The 17,053-nt window shown below is 70.9% G+C and carries 16 protein-coding genes; 5 read left to right on the plus strand and 11 right to left on the minus strand.

From position 1 onward, the window contains the following. The first annotated feature begins 193 nt into the window (after positions 1 to 193). Entirely contained in the window at positions 194 to 586 is a 393-nt protein-coding gene (locus ACGF5O_RS24390) for a GNAT family N-acetyltransferase (protein ID WP_393811995.1), read from the plus strand. A gap of 19 nt (positions 587 to 605) precedes the next feature. Here the strand turns inward: ACGF5O_RS24390 and ACGF5O_RS24395 are convergent, their stop codons facing one another. After that, positions 606 to 740, minus strand: a complete 135-nt coding sequence (locus tag ACGF5O_RS24395) for a hypothetical protein (protein WP_393811996.1) — start codon at positions 738 to 740, stop codon at positions 606 to 608. Positions 741 to 880: 140 nt separating this feature from the next. Between ACGF5O_RS24395 and ACGF5O_RS24400 the strand changes: the two genes are divergently transcribed. Further along, positions 881 to 1,495: a class I SAM-dependent methyltransferase gene (locus tag ACGF5O_RS24400; RefSeq protein ID WP_393811997.1), complete on the plus strand. Its 615-nt coding sequence runs from the start codon at positions 881 to 883 to the stop codon at positions 1,493 to 1,495. 8 nt (positions 1,496 to 1,503) lie between these two features. Here the strand turns inward: ACGF5O_RS24400 and ACGF5O_RS24405 are convergent, their stop codons facing one another. Then, positions 1,504 to 2,010, minus strand: coding sequence for a DUF402 domain-containing protein (locus tag ACGF5O_RS24405; protein WP_393811998.1), 507 nt, complete (start codon positions 2,008 to 2,010; stop codon positions 1,504 to 1,506). Continuing rightward, positions 1,991 to 2,920 (minus strand): GNAT family N-acetyltransferase, encoded by a 930-nt coding sequence (locus tag ACGF5O_RS24410; RefSeq protein WP_393811999.1) that lies wholly within the window; start codon positions 2,918 to 2,920, stop codon positions 1,991 to 1,993. The genes ACGF5O_RS24405 and ACGF5O_RS24410 overlap by 20 nt, the downstream gene beginning before the upstream one ends. Before the next feature lie 69 nt (positions 2,921 to 2,989). On the opposite strand from ACGF5O_RS24410, the gene ACGF5O_RS24415 reads away from it, so the two are divergent. After that, a complete protein-coding gene (locus ACGF5O_RS24415; protein ID WP_393812000.1) occupies positions 2,990 to 3,361 on the plus strand; it encodes a GntR family transcriptional regulator in 372 nt (123 codons plus the stop codon). 248 nt (positions 3,362 to 3,609) lie between these two features. Here ACGF5O_RS24415 and ACGF5O_RS24420 read toward each other — a convergent pair whose 3' ends face one another. Both ACGF5O_RS24420 and ACGF5O_RS24425 read right to left on the minus strand, forming a co-directional pair. Then, positions 3,610 to 4,380 carry a DUF72 domain-containing protein gene (locus tag ACGF5O_RS24420; protein ID WP_393812001.1) on the minus strand — a complete coding sequence of 257 codons (771 nt, stop codon included), beginning with the start codon at positions 4,378 to 4,380 and terminating at the stop codon, positions 3,610 to 3,612. A 15-nt stretch (positions 4,381 to 4,395) separates the two neighbouring features. Beyond that, the gene (locus tag ACGF5O_RS24425) at positions 4,396 to 5,490 is read right to left on the minus strand and encodes a DUF5925 domain-containing protein (RefSeq protein WP_393812002.1); all 1,095 of its coding nucleotides are present in this window, start codon (positions 5,488 to 5,490) and stop codon (positions 4,396 to 4,398) included. 201 nt (positions 5,491 to 5,691) lie between these two features. Here ACGF5O_RS24425 and ACGF5O_RS24430 point away from each other — a divergent pair, with 201 nt between their 5' ends. After that, complete coding sequence (locus ACGF5O_RS24430) at positions 5,692 to 7,116, plus strand: xylan 1,4-beta-xylosidase (protein ID WP_393812003.1); 1,425 nt, start codon at positions 5,692 to 5,694, stop codon at positions 7,114 to 7,116. A gap of 69 nt (positions 7,117 to 7,185) precedes the next feature. Here the strand turns inward: ACGF5O_RS24430 and ACGF5O_RS24435 are convergent, their stop codons facing one another. From ACGF5O_RS24435 to ACGF5O_RS24460, 6 genes are all read right to left on the minus strand, one after another. Then, a complete protein-coding gene (locus tag ACGF5O_RS24435; RefSeq protein ID WP_393812004.1) occupies positions 7,186 to 11,019 on the minus strand; it encodes a lipopolysaccharide biosynthesis protein in 3,834 nt (1,277 codons plus the stop codon). After that, positions 11,012 to 11,812: a polysaccharide deacetylase family protein gene (locus tag ACGF5O_RS24440; RefSeq protein ID WP_393812005.1), complete on the minus strand. Its 801-nt coding sequence runs from the start codon at positions 11,810 to 11,812 to the stop codon at positions 11,012 to 11,014. The genes ACGF5O_RS24435 and ACGF5O_RS24440 overlap by 8 nt, the downstream gene beginning before the upstream one ends. Then, entirely contained in the window at positions 11,809 to 12,828 is a 1,020-nt protein-coding gene (locus ACGF5O_RS24445) for a glycosyltransferase family 2 protein (RefSeq protein ID WP_393812006.1), read from the minus strand. The genes ACGF5O_RS24440 and ACGF5O_RS24445 overlap by 4 nt, the downstream gene beginning before the upstream one ends. Continuing rightward, positions 12,825 to 13,646 (minus strand): glycosyltransferase family 2 protein, encoded by an 822-nt coding sequence (locus ACGF5O_RS24450; protein ID WP_393812007.1) that lies wholly within the window; start codon positions 13,644 to 13,646, stop codon positions 12,825 to 12,827. The genes ACGF5O_RS24445 and ACGF5O_RS24450 overlap by 4 nt, the downstream gene beginning before the upstream one ends. Before the next feature lie 435 nt (positions 13,647 to 14,081). Beyond that, positions 14,082 to 14,525, minus strand: a complete 444-nt coding sequence (locus ACGF5O_RS24455) for a hypothetical protein (RefSeq protein ID WP_393812008.1) — start codon at positions 14,523 to 14,525, stop codon at positions 14,082 to 14,084. A gap of 156 nt (positions 14,526 to 14,681) precedes the next feature. After that, complete coding sequence (locus ACGF5O_RS24460) at positions 14,682 to 15,890, minus strand: S8 family peptidase (protein WP_393812009.1); 1,209 nt, start codon at positions 15,888 to 15,890, stop codon at positions 14,682 to 14,684. 327 nt (positions 15,891 to 16,217) lie between these two features. Between ACGF5O_RS24460 and ACGF5O_RS24465 the strand changes: the two genes are divergently transcribed. Then, positions 16,218 to 17,021 (plus strand): SGNH/GDSL hydrolase family protein, encoded by an 804-nt coding sequence (locus tag ACGF5O_RS24465; RefSeq protein ID WP_393812010.1) that lies wholly within the window; start codon positions 16,218 to 16,220, stop codon positions 17,019 to 17,021. Positions 17,022 to 17,053: the final 32 nt, after the last annotated feature.

Below are 17,053 nucleotides of genomic sequence, written 5' to 3' on the forward strand. Positions count from 1 at the left end.
GGTGGATCCCGTGGGGGCGATCAGAAAGCTAGCCCCAAGGAACCGTGAAATCGCCTGCTGGGAGCGGGCGAAGGAGATCCTTATGGTCGCCTTAAGGGAGTGTTCGGACTGCGCTGAGGTAGCTAGCGTTCACGCCATGACGAACGACGGGATCAGGCCCGCCCGGGCCGCCGACGTACCGGCCGTGAAGGCCGTGACCGACATGGCGTACCACCACTACATCGCCCGGATCGGGGTGGTGCCGCAGCCCATGGAGGCGGACCACATGGCGAATGTGGCCGCGGGCCGGGTGTTCGTGGTCGGGGAGCCGGTGACCGGGCTCGTCGTCATCGAGGTCCACGACGACCACCTGTTCCTCGACAGCATCGCCGTCCACCCCGACGCGCACGGCACGGGGGTGGGACGGCGGCTGCTGGAGTTCGTGGACGCACGCGCGCGTGCGCTGGGCCTGCCCGAGGTCAGGCTCTACACGAATGCGCTGATGTGGGAGAACCGGAAGATCTACCCGAAGTACGGGTACGAGGTCGTCGAGCGGCGGACGGACGGGCCGTACGACCGCGTCCACTACCGCAAACGGCTGGACTGAAGGGCGCGGGGGCGCACGGTCAGCCGTCCGGCCACCAGGTGCGTGCGATGTCCTTGCGCACCTCGGGGCGTCCGGCGGGGCGCTCGTCGGCGTCCTCGCGGATCCGGCGGCTTTCCGTCCTCTTCAGGGGCTTCTGCACGGTTGTGCGGCGCATGGCTGCCTCCTTCAGTGCCTACCCGGTTCCGCGATGTCACGGAGGCAGACGCTTTTGGCGAGAGTTCCTCATCGGTGCCGGTCTGTCAGTGGTCGCTGTCACATGGATCGAGTGTCAGTGGTGGGTGTCACGCTGGGGGCATGAGGAATGAAAGTGATCGGACGGTTGCGGTGAGTGTCGACTGGGATGCCGAGGCGGCCCGGTTCGACGAGGAGCCGGATCATGGCCTCGGCGCGCCCGAGGTCCGTGCGGCCTGGGCGGCACGGCTGGGGGCGTGGCTGCCGGCCCGCCCCGCCGACGTCCTCGACCTCGGCTGCGGCACCGGCAGCCTCGCCCTTCTCGCCGCCGAGCAGGGTCATCGCGTCACCGGGGTCGACAGCTCCCCGGCGATGGTGGCCCGGGCCCGCGCCAAGCTCGCCGGCCGGGACGCGGTGTTCCTGCTCGGCGACGCGGCGGCACCGCCGGTGGGCGAGCTGCTCTTCGACGCCGTTCTCGTACGGCATGTGCTGTGGGCGCTGCCCGACCCCGCGCGCGTGCTGCGGCACTGGCGCGGCCTGCTGCGGCCCGGAGGCCGGTTCGTGCTGGTGGAGGGGGTGTGGGGGACCGTGACCCCGGTCGGCATACCCGCCGACCGGCTCACCGCCCTCCTCGCACCGCTCGCCGCGGACGTGCGGGTGGAGCCGCTGTCCGCGCAGGCGGTGCTGTGGGGGAAGGAGGTCGACGACGAGCGGTACGCGGTGGTGGCGACGGTCTGAGGGGTGCTTCAGGGCGACAGCAGGGCGGTGGCGAAGCCGGGCTCGTGGGCCAGGGCCTCCAGCGTGTCCAGCGCGGCCACGGCCGCCGCCGCGGCCTCCGGGTCCCGCTCCGCCAGCCCGCTCCCGGCGAACTCGTCCTCGTCCAGGCGCCGTACGTCCGTGCCGTCGGCGGAGCGCCACAGGTCCAGGTCGAGATCCTCGACGACCAGCCGGCCGCCGTCGAGCGTCGCCGGGCGGGTGACGTCGCAGTACCAGCCCTTCAGCGTGCCGTCGGCCGCGCGGACCTCCTTCACCGCGTACCAGCGGTTCCGCCAGTAGAACTCGGTGAAGACGTCGCCCTGTTCGAAGCGGACGAAGCCGAAGTCGCGGGGCGTGTCACCGGCCCAGGGGGCGCGCACGGCGATCCGGACGCCGTCGTCGTGCAGCAGCTCGGCGGGGTAACGGATCTTCGTGCGGCCCGCCTTGACCAGCACGACGTCCACCGTGCCGGCCGGCTCAGCCGAGTTCGCGGACATACCTGACCTCCGTTGCGCAGATCTCGTACCCGAACCACTTGTTGGTCGCGAGCATCGGGCCGTTGCCGCTGTCGTTGCCCGTGAACGCCCGGGTGAAGCCGGCGGCGCGGGCGCGGTGCAGTGAGTCGTTCTTGGCGAGCTTGGCCAGCCCTCGGCCGCGGAAGGCGCGGGCGGTGCCGGTCATGACGGTGCCGTACCGGGTGCCGTTGTCGGTGCGGGCCGCGCTGAAGGCGGCGGGGCGGCCGTCGACCAGGACGACCGAGGTCAGCTCCCGGCTGAACAGCGGGTGCCGCCAGGTCCCGTCCAGCCACGCCTCGTAGTCGGCGAACTCCGTGTCGATGTCGCTCGGTTCGTCCAGCGTCGTCTCCGCGTCGAGGTCGAAGAGCGGGCGCGGGTCGGCGGCGAAGTCGGCGCCGCTGCGCAGCTCCACGCCGGGCGGGGGAGTCCGCGGCGGGGGAAGGGTGCCGTGCGCGAGGTCGAGCCGGAGGAAGTGGGCGGACCGGCTCGCGCGGTAGCCGCGCCGCTCCGCGAAGGCGCGGTTGGCCGGGGCGTCCAGGACCCAGGCGTACGACGTGCTCGCGCCGGCCGCCGAGAGGTGCGCCTCCGCCGTGCGGGCCAGGAGGGTGCCGACGCCCCGGCCGGTGTGCTCCGGGTGCACGTACACGTTGGCGAAGCCCTGGCCGGGTTCCGTGCTCTCGTGGGCGAGGCCGACCTGGGCGGTGCCGACGACCTCGCCGTCCTCCTCCGCGACCAGCTGGCGGAAGCGGGCGTCGGGGTGGGTGTGCGTGAGGTCGTGGACCAGGGACTCCGGCGTGAACAGTATGAAGGGGAGGGCCAGCTGCCGGACCCGGGCGAAGCCCTCGGCGTCCGACCGGACGTCGGGGCGCAGGTCACGCACGATCACTGTCATGGGGCGCACGCTATGCGGGACGTGTGCGGGATGCCTCTCATTTTCCGGCGGTTGCGGGAGAATCGGGCCGTGACCTTGAAGATCCACATCGATGACAGCGCGCCGCCGTACGAGCAGGTGCGGGCGCAGATCTCCGAGCAGGCGCGGGGCGGGGTGCTGCCGGTGGGGTACCGGCTGCCGACGGTCAGGGGGCTGGCCGAGTCGCTGGGCCTGGCGGTGAACACGGTGGCCAAGGCGTACCGGGCCCTGGAGACGGACGGGGTGATCGAGACGCGGGGGCGCAACGGCACGTTCGTCGCGGCGGCGGGCTCGGCGGCGGAACGCGAGGCGTCGCTGGCCGCCCAGGCCTACGCCGAGCGGGTCCGGCGACTCGGGCTGGCCGAGGAGGAGGCGCTGTCCGCGGTGCGGGATGCGGTGCGGGCGGCGTACGGAGAGCGCTGAGGGCGGCTCGTCACCGCCGGAATGCGCCGTCGTGGCCGATCGTCGCCGCGGCGGAGGGAAAAATACGCCGGCGGGGGCAGGGCCGGGCGCCCTTCCTCTGCCAAGCACTTCCTCCGCCAGGCCCCTCCACCGCCAGGCCCTCTTTTCCGCTGCGACGGTGTCCGGCCACGACGGGGTGCCCGGCGGTACCGAACCCGGCTCGGCCCGACGCCGGAAGCACGGAAGCACGGAAGCACGGAAGCACGGCGTCAGCCGATCGTGCTCGGCTCCGGCGTCCTGGTCACCGTCAGCCCCGCCCGCCGCGCCGCACTCCCGAACGCCACCGCGTCCCGGACCGCCGCCCCGCCCGGGTCGTTGTTGAAGTACGTGTAGACGTCGGCGCTTCGGGGGTAGGCCGTGGCGATGCGGTCGGCCCACGTCTCCAGGGAGCGGCGGCCGTAGCGGGGCCAGGGGTGGGCCCGGCCCTGGTGGAAGCGGACGTAGCCCCAGTCGGTGGTGTGCCAGAGCGGGGTCATGGGGTGGGCCTGGATGTCGGCCCAGCACAGGGCCGCTGCCCGGGACTCCAGGACCTCGCAGGTCTCGCGCGTCCACCAGGAGTCGTGGCGGGGTTCCACCGCCACCCTCGTACCGCGTGGGAAGCACGACAGGCAGACGTCCAGCAGCGGCGGGTCCGCCTTGAGCGTCGGCGGGAGCTGGAGGAGGACCGGGCCCAGCCGGTCGCCGAGGCCCGCCGCGTGGGTCATCAGGCGGCCGACCGGCTCCTCGGGGTCCCTGAGGCGCTTGACGTGCGTGAGGTAGCGGCTCGCCTTGACCGCGACCACGAAGTCCGGCGGGACCCGGTCCCGCCAGGACTCGAAGTTCTCGCGGGTCGGCAGACGGTAGAACGCGTTGTTCAGCTCGACCGTCGTGAAGTGCCTCGCGTACTCCTCCAGCCAGGCGCGCACGGGCACGTCGGCCGGGTACAGGACGTTCCGCCAGTCCTTGTACTGCCAGCCCGAGGTTCCGACGAACAGGGGCACACCCCCATCAAAGCACTACAGGTACAGCCCCGCGTCCGCGCCCTCCCGCGCCCCCGGCACCGACGTCGGCGCCGTGCCCCGGCGCAGCGCGTACAGCTCCGCCAGGGTCGCCCCGTCCCGGCCCACCCCCTCCTCCGCGCCGAGCCAGTTCACCGCCTCGCGGTGGGTCAAAGCGCCCACCTCGATCCGGGCCAGACAGCGGCCGGGGCGGACCACGGCGGGGTGCAGCCGCTCCAGGTCCTCGTTGGTGGTGACGCCGACCAGGACGTTGCGGCCCTGGCCGAGCAGGCCGTCGGTGAGGTTGAGCAGGCGGGACAGCGCCTGCCCGGCGGTGTGCTTGGCCTCGCCGCGGATCAGTTCGTCGCAGTCCTCAAGGAGCAGGAGCCGCCAGCGGCCCTTGCCGGCGCCGTCCTCCTCGCCGATCGCGATGTCCATCAGGTAGCCGACGTCGGAGAAGAGCCGTTCCGGGTCGAGGACGCAGTCCACCTGGCACCAGTCCCGCCAGGAACGGGCGAGCGTGCGCAGGGCCGAGGTCTTGCCGGTGCCGGGCGGGCCGTGCAGGAGGAGCAGACGGCCCGCGATGTCCTCGGGCGTCGTCTTCATCAGGCGGTCCATCGCGTCCGCGACCGGCGCCGTGTAGTTGGCGCGGACCTCGTCCCAGGTGCCCGCGGAGATCTGCCGGGTGGTGCGGTGCGGGCCGCGGCGCGGTGAGACGTACCAGAAGCCCATGGTGACGTTCTCCGGCTGCGGTTCCGGCTCGTCGGCCGCGCCGTCCGTCGCCTCGTTCAGCACCTTCGCGGCCAGCTCGGCGGTGGTGGCGGTGACGGTGACGTCGGCGCCCCGGTTCCAGCGGGACACCAGCAGCGTCCAGCCGTCGCCCTCCGCGAGCGTCGCGCTGCGGTCGTCGTCGCGGGCCACCCGCAGCACCCGCGCCTCCTTCGGCAGCAGGGTCGCCCCGGACCGCACCCGGTCGATGTTGGCCGCGTGCGAGTACGGCTGCTCGCCCGTCGCGAAGCGGCCGAGGAACAGCGCGTCGACGACATCGGACGGGGAGTCGGAGTCGTCGACGTTGAGCCGGATCGGCAGCGTCTCGTGCGGCTTGGCAGACATGCCGCCATGATCCGCCACGGATGTGCCGCGCGCACGGCATTTCCCTCGGATGGCACTGGCGGTTCGCCATCCGCGGGCAGCAGGTGACCGGTCGTGCCCACCCGGCGCGGACGCCTGTCGAACACAGCCCCGCCCCACTTCGGGCGCGGGTGTTCCCAAGACCTGCCCCCGGGGCGATGTCCGTCGTTAGAGTTGTCCTTGATGGGACGTCATGGGTGGAATTCGGGGGCTCGGCGGTGGCGGCTCACCGCCCTGCTCGGGGTGGGTGTGGCCGCGCTCGCCCTGATCGTGGCACTGGTCAACACACTTCCCGGGGGCGGCGCCGACACCGCGGGCACGACCCGCGACGGCGACAAGGTGCACGGCACCCCCGCCACCCCGCCGGACGCCACCGAGCCGTCCGTGGGCTGGGGCTTCACCCACACCCAGTACAGCGCCGACGAGGGCAGTCCGACCGCCACCGGGCGGGTCGAGGACCGGCTGTCCCAGGACGCCGGGATGCCGCAGGACCAGGCCATCATGGGCTGGGGCGCCGACAACCCCGAGCCGGTGAAGGGGCGTTACGACTTCGGCGCACTGGACCGGCGCGTCGACTTCATGCGCAGGTCGGGCGGCACCCCGGTGATCACCCTGTGCTGCTCCCCGGACTGGATGAAGGGCGGCAGGGCCGGGGCGGACAACACCGACTGGAGCCAGGCCGCCCTGGAGACCGCGCCCACCCCCGACCACTACCAGGACTACGCCGACCTCGCCGCGACCGTCGCCAGGCGCTATCCGGACGTACGGCACTTCATCGTCTGGAACGAGTTCAAGGGCTTCTGGAACAACGCGAAGGGCCGCTGGGACTACGAGGGCTACACCGAGCTGTACAACCTCGTCTACAAGGCGTTGAAGGCCGTGAACAAGGACATCATGGTCGGCGGTCCCTACCTCGTCATGGACAGCTTCGACCCGCGCCAGACCGAGAACGCCTCCACCACCCTCAAGGGCGACTGGGGCGTCCTGGACCAGCGGGTCGTCGACGCCTTCGACTACTGGAACACCCACAAGGCGGGCGCCGACTTCGTGGTCGTCGACGGGTCCAGCTACACCAACGACGACGACCTGCTGCCGGACGAGTTCGCCGCGACGGAGAAGCTCACCTACGTCAGCGAGTGGGTGCGCAGGCAGACGCACGGCCTGCCGCTGTGGTGGGCCGAGTACTACGTCGAGCCCGCCGACGGCCGTGACGAACGCGACGGCTGGACCGAGGAGCACCGGGTCGCCGTCCAGGCCACCGGCATGATCGCCCTGGTCGGGGGCGGCGCCGACTCCGGTTTCTACTGGAACCCGGAGGACGAGAAGGGCGGCGACTGCGCCGGCTGCCTGTGGACCACGACGGACGGCGGCGACGGCGGGCAGGCGTTGCCCATGTACGACCTGGTGTCCCGGTTCGGGAAGGCGTTCCCGCCGGGGACCAGGTACGAGACGGTCTCCGTCGCCCAGGACGACGTGCCCAACGTCCGCGTCCTCGCCAGCGACAGGACGGTCCTGGTGGTCAACACCCTCGACCGGGCGATCAGCGCGCAGGTGGACGGCAAGCGGTTCGGGATGAAGGCCTACGAGGTGAAGTGGCTCACCAGGTGAACCAGGTCACCAGGTGAACCGGGTGTACCGGTTGCACCGGGTGAGCCACTTCGACCCCGTCACTTGAGGTCACTTGATCGTCAGGAACCGCTGCGCCAGCGAGGCCAGCAGCACCGCCAGCAGCGGCAGCGAGAACCAGAAGCTGCCTTGCAGCCACCGCAGTTGACGCACCCCGGGCCGGACCGCCACCCGGACCACCTCACGCGCCGCCAGCAGCAGGATCAGCGCGACGGCGGCGAGACCGCCGATCACCGACCACGGCGTCCAGGTGACCCGCGGCCCGATCGGCCCCGGATCCGGCTTCGCCACCGCGCCCGCGGGCCGTGTGCGTAGCGTGTACATGGTGACGTCGTCGTTGACCAGGACCTTCGTCAGGTCCTGCCGGTCGTCCAGGTTCCGGACCAGCCGGCTCTCCCAGGTCGCCGAGTACCCGGCGTCCATCCGGAGATAGGTCACCTGGCTCCTGTTGATCATCAGATACGAGTTCGGACCCGCGTCCTTCAGGGCCTTGACCAGGCTCGACACCAGCACCGGGTCGGTCGGGGCCAGCGTCGGCAGGTAGTCGACCCGCTCCATGTCCTTCGCGCCCCAGGGGATCGCCGGGGTCACGTCGTTGACGGTGTCGTTGCTCAGCCACAGCAGCCGTACCGTCGGCTTGTCGTGGGCGTAGACGTAGTCCATGGCGGCGACCTCGCCGGGCCGGACCCGCTCGAAGCTCTCGTTGCCCCAACGGGCCACCAGGAAGCCGCCCATGAGCAGCAGCCCGGCCATGAGCGCGGCCACCGGAGCCAGGCTGACCCTGTCCTTCTCGCGCTCCTTCGCCGTGGCCCCGGTACGCGGGAACAGGGCGAGCCCGGCCAGCAGGGCCGCGCCCGGCACCGCGAACATGAAGACGCGCAGCGCCATCTCGCCGCCGTACGACTGCATGCCGAAGCCCAGGAACGGGACGAAGGTCAGGACCAGCAGGGAACGCTCGCGGTACTTGTGGAAGCGGCGGCGCCACCAGCCCCAGACGGCGAACGCCATCATGCTCCCGGCCAGCAGGACCCGGACGTACAGCACCAGCTTGTGGGTCGAACTGCCGCCCTGGATACGGCCGGAGACCGAGGTGGAGACATTGCTGCCGACCCCGCCGACCCCGCCGAACAGCTCGTTGAAGTGACCCGACCAGTACGGCTCGGCCATGAAACCCAGCCAGACGGCCGCGACCACCCCGAACAGGAGTGGCAGGCCCCGCAGTTCGGACCTGCCGATCAGCACCAGCACCGCCAGCACGCCCAGCATCACGAACGGGGTGAGCTGGTGCGCGGGCACCGTCGCCGCGTACAGGCCGATCAGCACCATGAGCAGCACGGCCTGCTGGCGGCGGTTCGTCGGCTCGACCTCCGCCTCGCCCGGCCGGAACCTTGCCCAGACGACGTGCGGGGCGCGGAACCAGACGAGCAGGATCGCCACGAACATCAGATAGAGCAGGTAGGTGAAGCCCTGCGGGGAGAAGTAGTCCTGGCCGACCCAGCCGCACAGCACGAAGAACCAGATGCCGGTCCACTTCGCCCGCCAGCTCGCCCGCATCGACCGTACGAGCAGGAACATCGGTGCCAGATAGGCGAGTTGGATGAACGTGGGCCACCAGCGGATGACCTCGGTGAAGTCGGTGACCCCGCAGGCCCGGCCGATGAACGCGGCCGCCGCGAAGAAGCCCGGCCAGCTCCAGCGGGCGTCCAGGTCCGGTACCGCCGAGCCGGTGCGGTCGATGTAGTCGATGAAGCCGAGGTGCTGCCAGGCGGTCGGGAAACGCGGTTCCGTCTCGATCACGGCGGGCAGGGCATGGAGCGAGACGACCGTCGCCAGCAGCGTGACCAGGAGCAGCGCCTTGTGCTCCCGGCGCAGCCACAGCAGCGCGGCGAACACCGTGACCAGCAGGCCCGCCCCGACCAGCGTCGGCAGCGGCAGCACCGAGACCAGCCCGAGCCCGCCCATCCGGTCCAGGTCGGCGTCGTCGAGCCGGGCCGCCGGCACCCAGTAGAGCAGCAGGGCGGCGACCAGCAGACAGCCGAGGACGACCCCCGAGCGGGTGGGCGTCAGCCGCTCCCGCAGCGAGCGCGCGGGCGCGGACTCCGCCGGAGCCTCGCCCGGCACATCCGGCACATCCGGCATGTCCGGTGCGCCCGGCACGCCCGGCTCCTCGGGTACGACCGCTTTCCCGAACGGCGCGTCGACTTCCGCCTCCCTCAGCAGCGAGGCCTCGGCAGGCCCGAGCGAGGCCTCCGCGTGCGGCTCTCTCTCCTCCACCGGCAGCCCTGGGTTCCGTGCCGGCCGGAGCGCCCACGTCGGCCGGTCGTCCGGTCGGACAACGGGCGTACCCGTGGGCGGAGTTCCCGGTCCCGGCCGTACGTCCGGGCGCCGCTCCACATGGTCGAAGTCCACATGGATGCCGAGGGCGAGTGTGTCGGTGTCCAGCGCCCACGCCGGGCCCCGCCTGCGCGCCGCGGCGACCGGGACCTCACGGGCCCCCAGGTCGGCGAGGTCGCCGTCCGGTGCCGTGTCCTCGGGGATCTCCGCCTGGGCGGCCCGGAGCGTCCGCCACAGCCGGGGCGCCGCGATCGTCACGATCACCGCGAGGCTGGAGATCTCGGCCACGCCCGCGCCGGTCAGCCCCATCCGGGGCAGCAGGAGCAGGGTCAGCCCAAGGACCAGCACGCACAGCAGGCCCTGCAACCAGGCGAGGCCGGCGGTACGGCTCTGTGCGCGCAGCACCGCGAAGTACGTCTCCATCACGACCCGGAGCAGCGCGCCGACCGCGAACCAGCGCAGCAGCGGGGTCGCCGCGTCCGCGTAGCCGGGGCCGAACACGCCGAGGATCCAGGGCGCCCCGAAGAACAGCAGCGCGCAGATGGGGATCATGATCCGGGCCATCCGCTTCAGCGCGGCCCGGGTGTTGGCGGCGAGCCGCGCCGGGTCGTGCGAGCCCTCCACGGTCAGCGACGCGCCCATGTTGATGGCGAGCAGGTTGGTGGTGCCGCCGATGGTGGTGGTGATGTAGAAGTACGCGTTGTCCTCGGAGCTGACCTGCGAGGCGATGATGACCGGGACCAGGTAGACCACGGCGAGGGAGAACAGCGAACCGGTGTAGTCGCCGGCCAGGAACCTGCTGATCTCCTTCAGCGTGGGCGGTTTGGCGTGGTCCGCGGTCGCCTTGACGTGCCGCGGCACCAGGCGCCGGAACACCAGCCAGCCCAGCGGCACGAACGAGGTGGCGATCGCGGCGACCCAGGAGACGAAGACGCCGGCCACCGGGACCGCCGCCGCGAAGGCGACGAGCAGCGCCAGCTTCACGGCGGAGAACACGGTGTTGCCCACCGGCACCCAGGGCGCGTTGCGCAGCCCGGTCAGCACCCCGTCCTGGAGCGTGAGCAGGTTCCAGGCGATCACCGCCACGACGAACCCGAGCCCGGGCAGCGGCCCGTGCAGGAACCGGTACGACGGCCCCCACACGCCCAGCGTCATCAGGAAGACCCCGGCCGCCAGCGCCACGATCAGCGAACTGCCCGCGTAGGTACGGAAGATGAGCTTGCCGGTGCGGCGTCCGGCGACCGGGATGAAGCGGGCCAGGGCACCGGTCAGGGTCACCGCGGTGAGTCCCGCGAGGAGTTTCATGGCGGCGATGGCGGCGGAGCCCTGGCCGACGGCCGACTCGGAGTAGTAGCGGGCCGCGGCCAGCCAGAAGCCGAGGCCCAGGACGGCGGAGATGCCGGTGTTCAGCATCAGCGCGTAGGCGTTCCGGAAGAGCGGACTGCCGCCGGCCGAGCCGCCCCGTCCCGGCAGGCGAAGGCGGCGCCCCGACTGCTCGGGCGCCGCTGTGTCGGATGTGTTGACCTGTGTTGTGGTGGTCGTGTCAGACACGGGAACGGATGGCCTTCCGGCGGACCTGGCGTGCTCTGCGGAGAACGGCGTAACCCTTGGTGAGGGCACGGTCCTTGGCGAAGTTGCGGGCGATCGAACGGCCTTCGAGCAGCCGGGCGAACTCCGCGGCGTCCGTACTGCGGCGCACGGTGACACGCTGCAGCGCGAACGGACCCTGGCGGCGGCGGGCGAGGCCGTTGCCGACGGCGAGCGCCTGGGCGTACCCCGCGTCCCGCACGGCCTGCCGGACCCGGCGGCTGGAGTAGCCGTACGGGTAGGCGAACGACGAGGGCGGTGCGCCGAGTTCGTCGGTGACGATCTCCCGGCTGCGCACCAGTTCGGTGCGCAGCCGGTCGTCGTCCAGCTGGTCGAGCTGCGGGTGGGTGTGGCTGTGCCCGCCGATCTCGCAGCCGGTGCCCGCGAGTTCGCGCACCTGGTCCCAGTCGAGCATGGCGTCCAGGCCGCCTCCGGTGTCGTACGCGCCCCTGATCCAGCCCGTCGAGACGAACAGCGTGGACACGAAGCCGTGCTTGGCGAGCACGGGCAGGGCGTGCCGGTGCACGCCCTCGTAGCCGTCGTCGAAGGTGATCAGGACGGGCCGGTCGGGGAGCGGGCCGCCGGAGCGCCAGCCCGCGCACAGATCCGCGGTGCTGACGGGGGTGAGGCCCAGGTCGCCGACGAGCGCCATCTGCTCGGCGAACGCCTCCGGCGCCACCGACAGCGCACGGGTGGCGTCGTTGGGCGAGGTCGCGACCGAGTGGTACATGAGGATGGGGACGGGGATGTCACTCATGCGGCACCCCCGTCGGCGGGGGCCGGCCGGTCGCCCGGTCCGCCCTCGATCCCGGCGACGGTGAAGGCCGCCCCGCTCCGCCGGGCCCGCACGCTCCCCACCACGTAGCCGCCGGCCGCCGTCAGCACCCCGGCGACGATCGCGCCCGCCCGGCCCGCGCCGCCCGGCCGGGCCAGCAGTGCGTCCCGCAGGCCACGAGCGACCCCCGCGGGCAGCACACGTGTGGTGTACCGGCGTTCGGACTCCAGGCCCTTGCCGGCGCCCACACTGCGGGCGACCAGGGCCTTGGAGAGGCCCTCGGCGTAGGCGCGGGTGCGGAAGTACCCGAAGTGCTCACGGACTTCGGGGACCCGGTGGTGGATCACCGCGCGGTCGTCGATGAGCAGCACGGCGTCCGGGCGGGCCCGGGTGAGCCGGATGCACAGCTCCGTCTCCTCGCAGCCCAGCGGGCGCTTGTCGCCGTCGCGGCCGATGCCGGTGGCGAAACCGCCCGCCGCGTCGAAGGCCGTTCGCCGGAAAGAAGCGTTTCCGCCCAGGACGTTCCGGACCCGGACGCGGCCCGCCGGCAGCCCCCGGTAGGTGCAGCCGACGACCCAGTCGAACTCCTCCGGGAACCAGTCCGGGCGGCGGCCCGAGGCCCAGACCGGCATGGTCCGGCCGCCGACCGCCATCACCTCCGGGTCGGCGTACCCCTCGGCGAAGCGGCGCAGCCAGTCCCGCTCGGCCACGGCGTCGTCGTCGAGGAAGGCGATCACCTCGCCGTAGGAGGCGGCGATGCCCGTGTTGCGGCCGGCGGACAGGCCGCGGGGGCCCGCGTTGGCGAGCACCCGCACGTCAGCGGCTTCTTTGTACTCCTTCGTGAGCCGTTCCAGGAGCACCGGGTTGTGGTCGACGACCAGCAGGGTCTCCAGCGCCGGATACGACTGCGCGCGCACCGAGGAGACCGCCGCGAGGATGTCCTCCCAGCGGTCCTCGGTGTACACGCAGATCACGACGGAGATGTCGGGATCGCTCAAGACGACTCTCCCTGGCCCGTGGTGAGCATCGGGGAGTGTCGTACCTGCCGGCGCAGGTCACGCCGGTTGGAGCGCTCCTTCAGGATCACCTTGAGCACCCGCAGCCCGTCGCGTACGGCCCGCAGGTTGCTGGTGCCGTGGATGCGGAGGTACTCGTAGCTCGGGATCTCCTGCACCTTCAGGCCGGCCTTGACCACCCGGATGTTGATCAGGGTCTCGATCTCGAAGCCGGTGCAGTCGAGGTCGATCTTGTCGAGGCAGTGCCGCCAGAACGCGTTGTATCCGTAGCAGAGGTCGGTGTACCGGGCGCCGAACTTGCGGTTGACGACCGTGCACAGCGCCCAGTTGCCGAGCTTGCGGATGAAGGTCATGTCGTCCGTGCCGCCGCCGTTGGCGAAGCGCGAGCCCTTGGCGAAGTCGGCGCCCGAGACCAGGGCGGAGACGTACGACACGATCTCGTGGCCGTCGGCCGAGCCGTCCGCGTCCACCATGACGATGATGTCGCCGGTGCACGCCTCGAACCCGGTGATGAGGGCATCTCCCTTGCCCTTGCCACTCTGTTCGACGACTTTCACGTCGGGCCACAACTCCCGCGCTACTTCCACGGTGTTGTCGGTGGAATTACCGTCCACAAGAACCACTTCGTGTATCCAGCCGGGAAGTGTCTTGAAGACGTAGGGAAGATTCTCCGCCTCATTCATGGCGGGGATCACCACGCTCACCGGCGGTGTGATCGCCAGGTGGGAGGAGATCGGCCGGTATTCGGTGGCCATGAACGGATCTTGGCCCGAAGTCGGCTGACGTAGAACAGAACTCACGAGTCTTGTCCCTCTCGTCCGGTGGACCGCCCGCCCCTTGGGCGGCCCGCTTTGGTGTCCGGTTCGAAAGGGGGGTTCTTCTCACCCCTGACACGGAAAAAGGATCTCCGTATTCGCAGGTGAGCTGGTAAATCTGCCCGGTCTGCCGACGAACGGCAGCCGGTCGCGCGGCACGACTCGGAAACGACAGTGGTCACACGAGAAACGAAAGTGGTCATTGCGGTCACCGAGCACGGCACCCCCCTACCGCGCCCCGCTCCGGAACGTCGCGGTCCTTGAGCCCTCCCCTAGAGCCGCTTGATGACGATCCGATGCGGGTGAGATGTATGACGGTATTGACGATTGGGCCAGTATGGCAAGTCCGGGAACTGGTCCTCACGTTTTTATTGGTTTGGCCGTTACGAAACTTTGGCCGACCTTGTTCTTCAGGGTTCTTCAGCTCGAACGGATTTTCCCGGCTCGCCGGGACATCCGTTTGAGAATGCGTTCCACCGGTCGCATGAGTACCAGCAGAAGCAGGAGAACGCTGATCGCGGCCACGGCGACGATTCCGCCGCGCCACGACCAGTGGTGAGTGGCGAGCATGCCCTGGGCGACCAGCATGTCCAGGGCGACGGCACCCGCCAGCGCGGTGAGCGCGCGGGCCGGCGGATCGAGTCCGCGCAGTGCCGCACCGATCGCCGCGGCCGGCGCGGCGAGCAGGAAGAACAGCGCGAGCGGCCCGCGCAGTGCCGAGCCCGAGTCGATGAGCGCGAGCAGCGCACCGGTCCCGGCGACGGCCGTCGCGGCCCCCGCGAGCAGGGGCCCCAGGTCCCTCCCCGGTCCTGGTCGTGCCCGTTCACCCGCTGTTGACGATGTCTTGAGACGTATGGTCTGCATGACCGACTTTGCCCCCCAAGGCGTCGGATGCCGGGCTTCAATGTCGCGCAGCCGAACGCGGGGCGTCAAGCAGGTCTCCGGACATGACCGTTCCCCGGAGACACCTGTTGTCTCCGGGGAACAAGTCGCTCGATTTCGGTGCGTTCCGATGATCGGTTACGACACGAGCTTCAGGAGCTTGTTGGGCGAGCCGGTGCCGACGCTGGTGAGCACGTTGGACGTGGCGCCGCCGACCAGGGCCGTGGCGACCTGGGCCGGGGTGGCCGAGGTGTGGCCCGCGAGGTAGACGGCGGCGGCGCCGGCCACGTGCGGGGTCGCCATGGAGGTGCCCGACAGGGTGGCGGTGGCGGTGTCGCTGGTGTTGTAGCCCGCCAGGATCGACGAGCCGGGCGCGAAGATGTCCAGGACCGAGCCGTAGTTGGAGTAGCTGGCCTTGGCGTCGGAGCTGGTGGTGGCGCCGACGGTGATCGCCGTCGAGACCCGGGCCGGCGAGTACGAGGAGGCGTTGGCGCTGCTGTTGCCGGCCGCGATCGCGTAGGTGACGCCGCCGGCTATGGAGTTGGCGACCGCGGTGTCGAGCGAGGTGGAGGCCGAGCCGCCGAGCGACATGTTGGCGACCGCCGGGGTGGTGTGGTTCGACGTCACCCAGTCGATGCCCGCGATCACTCCTGCGGTGGTACCGGAGCCGCTGTTGTCCAGCACCCGTACGGCGACGATGTTCGCCTTCTTGGCGACCCCGTACGTGGAGCCCGCGATGGTCGTCGCCACATGGGTGCCGTGGCCGTTGCCGTCGGAGGCGGTGGTGTCGCCGTCGACGGCGTCGTAGCCGTAGGAGGCACGGCCGCTGATCTGGGTGTGGGTGATCCGCACACCGGTGTCGATCACATAGACGGTCACCCCGCTGCCCGCGGTGTCCGGGTAGGTGTACGTACCGGACAGCGGAAGGCTCGTCTGGTCGATGCGGTCCAGGCCCCAGGGGGCGCTGGACTGGGTGGTGTCGGTGAGGCGGACCGTCTGGTCCTGTTCGACCGCGGCCACCGCGGGGTCGGCGGCGAGTCTCGCGGCCTGGGCCGCCGAGAGCCTGGCCGAGTAGCCGTTCAGCACCGTGCCGAACGTCTTCTTCACCGTGCCGCCGTACTCCTTGACCAGGCCCTTGCCCGCGGTCGAGGAGGCCTTGAGGCCCGCGCCGTTCTTCAGCGTGACGATGTAGCTGCCCTTGACGGCCGTGGGGGAGCCGGCGTGCAGCACCCTGCCGGTGGCGGGTGCGGCCTGGGCGGGGAGTGCGGTGAGTCCGCCGACGAGGGCGGCGGCCGCCGCGGTGGTGACGGCGGCCAACCGCAGCTTCTGGATACGCAGATGTGCCATTACGAGGGAGTCCTCCTCATAGGCAGCGTGCGCCCGGGTCGGCGCACGCGTGTGGGGGTGTGCGCGCGGCTTCGCGCACACGGACCGGGAGCGTCGCGTTCCGCTCCTGGACCGAGTAAAGAATCGGTTTTCCCCGGGCAAAGAACAAGGGAGTTGACGACCTGTCACAGAGCTGTCATGGACACGCAACCAAACGCACCGGGAACGCACAGGATCGGTCCGGTGAGGACTGGTTGAGATCCTGAACAGTTTTGGCATGGACACTTCCCATCAACACGCGTAGTTGGTACGCCAGTTATGGCAGAGATCCTGCTAAAGGGAGGTTCCATGAGACGTTCCCGAATTACGGCATACGTGACTTCACTCCTCCTCGCCACCGGCCTCGCCCTCACCGGGGCGGCCGCCACGGAAGCGCAGGCCGCGACCGGGGGCTATGTGGCGCTCGGCGACTCGTACGCATCCGGCGTCGGCGCCGGCAGCTACATCAGTTCGAGCGGCAGCTGCGACCGCAGCACCAACGCCTACCCCTACCTGTGGAACGCCGCCCACAGCCCGTCCTCGTTCTCGTTCCTCGCCTGTTCGGGCGCCACCACCGACGACGTGCTCTCCGGCCAGCTCGGCACGCTCAGCTCCTCGACCGCCCTGGTCTCCGTCACCATCGGCGGCAACGACGCGGGCTTCGCCGACGTCATGACGACCTGTGTGCTCAGCTCGGACAGCACCTGCCTGTCCCGGATCAGCACCGCGGAGGCGTACGTCGACTCCACGCTCCCCGGCAAGCTCGACAACGTGTACGACGCGATCAGCGCCAAGGCCCCCAACGCCAAGGTCGTCGTCCTCGGCTACCCCCGCTTCTACCTGCTGGGTACCACCTGCCTCGGCCTCTCCACGGCCAAGCGCACCGCCATCAACAACGCCGCCGACTACATCGACACCGCGATCGCCAAGCGCGCCGCCGACCACGGTTTCGCCTTCGGCGACGTCCGCACCGCGTTCTCCAGCCACGAGATCTGCTCCGGCAGCTCCTGGCTGCACAGCGTCAACTGGCTGGACATCACCGAGTCGTACCACCCCACCGCGGCCGGCCAGTCCGGCGGCTACCTGCCGGCGCTGACCAGCAACGCGTCCTGAGTTCCCGTATGAACGTTCTGGTGCAGACGTTC

Source organism: Streptomyces sp. NPDC048291, from assembly GCF_043201715.1.
In the GTDB taxonomy this organism is placed as follows: Bacteria; Actinomycetota; Actinomycetes; order Streptomycetales; family Streptomycetaceae; genus Streptomyces.

Bases quoted from the DNA above. Each gene is read 5' to 3' on its own strand.
- ACGF5O_RS24440 (WP_393812005.1), bottom strand. From the start codon at position 11,812: ATGAGTGACATCCCCGTCCCCATCCTCATGTACCACTCGGTCGCGACC.
- ACGF5O_RS24410 (WP_393811999.1), bottom strand. From the start codon at position 2,920: ATGACAGTGATCGTGCGTGACCTGCGCCCCGACGTCCGGTCGGACGCC.
- ACGF5O_RS24395 (WP_393811996.1), bottom strand. From the start codon at position 740: ATGCGCCGCACAACCGTGCAGAAGCCCCTGAAGAGGACGGAAAGCCGC.
- ACGF5O_RS24455 (WP_393812008.1), bottom strand. From the start codon at position 14,525: ATGCAGACCATACGTCTCAAGACATCGTCAACAGCGGGTGAACGGGCA.
- ACGF5O_RS24430 (WP_393812003.1), top strand. From the start codon at position 5,692: ATGGGACGTCATGGGTGGAATTCGGGGGCTCGGCGGTGGCGGCTCACC.
- ACGF5O_RS24460 (WP_393812009.1), bottom strand. From the start codon at position 15,890: ATGGCACATCTGCGTATCCAGAAGCTGCGGTTGGCCGCCGTCACCACC.
- ACGF5O_RS24405 (WP_393811998.1), bottom strand. From the start codon at position 2,010: ATGTCCGCGAACTCGGCTGAGCCGGCCGGCACGGTGGACGTCGTGCTG.
- ACGF5O_RS24425 (WP_393812002.1), bottom strand. From the start codon at position 5,490: ATGTCTGCCAAGCCGCACGAGACGCTGCCGATCCGGCTCAACGTCGAC.
- ACGF5O_RS24465 (WP_393812010.1), top strand. From the start codon at position 16,218: ATGAGACGTTCCCGAATTACGGCATACGTGACTTCACTCCTCCTCGCC.
- ACGF5O_RS24400 (WP_393811997.1), top strand. From the start codon at position 881: ATGAGGAATGAAAGTGATCGGACGGTTGCGGTGAGTGTCGACTGGGAT.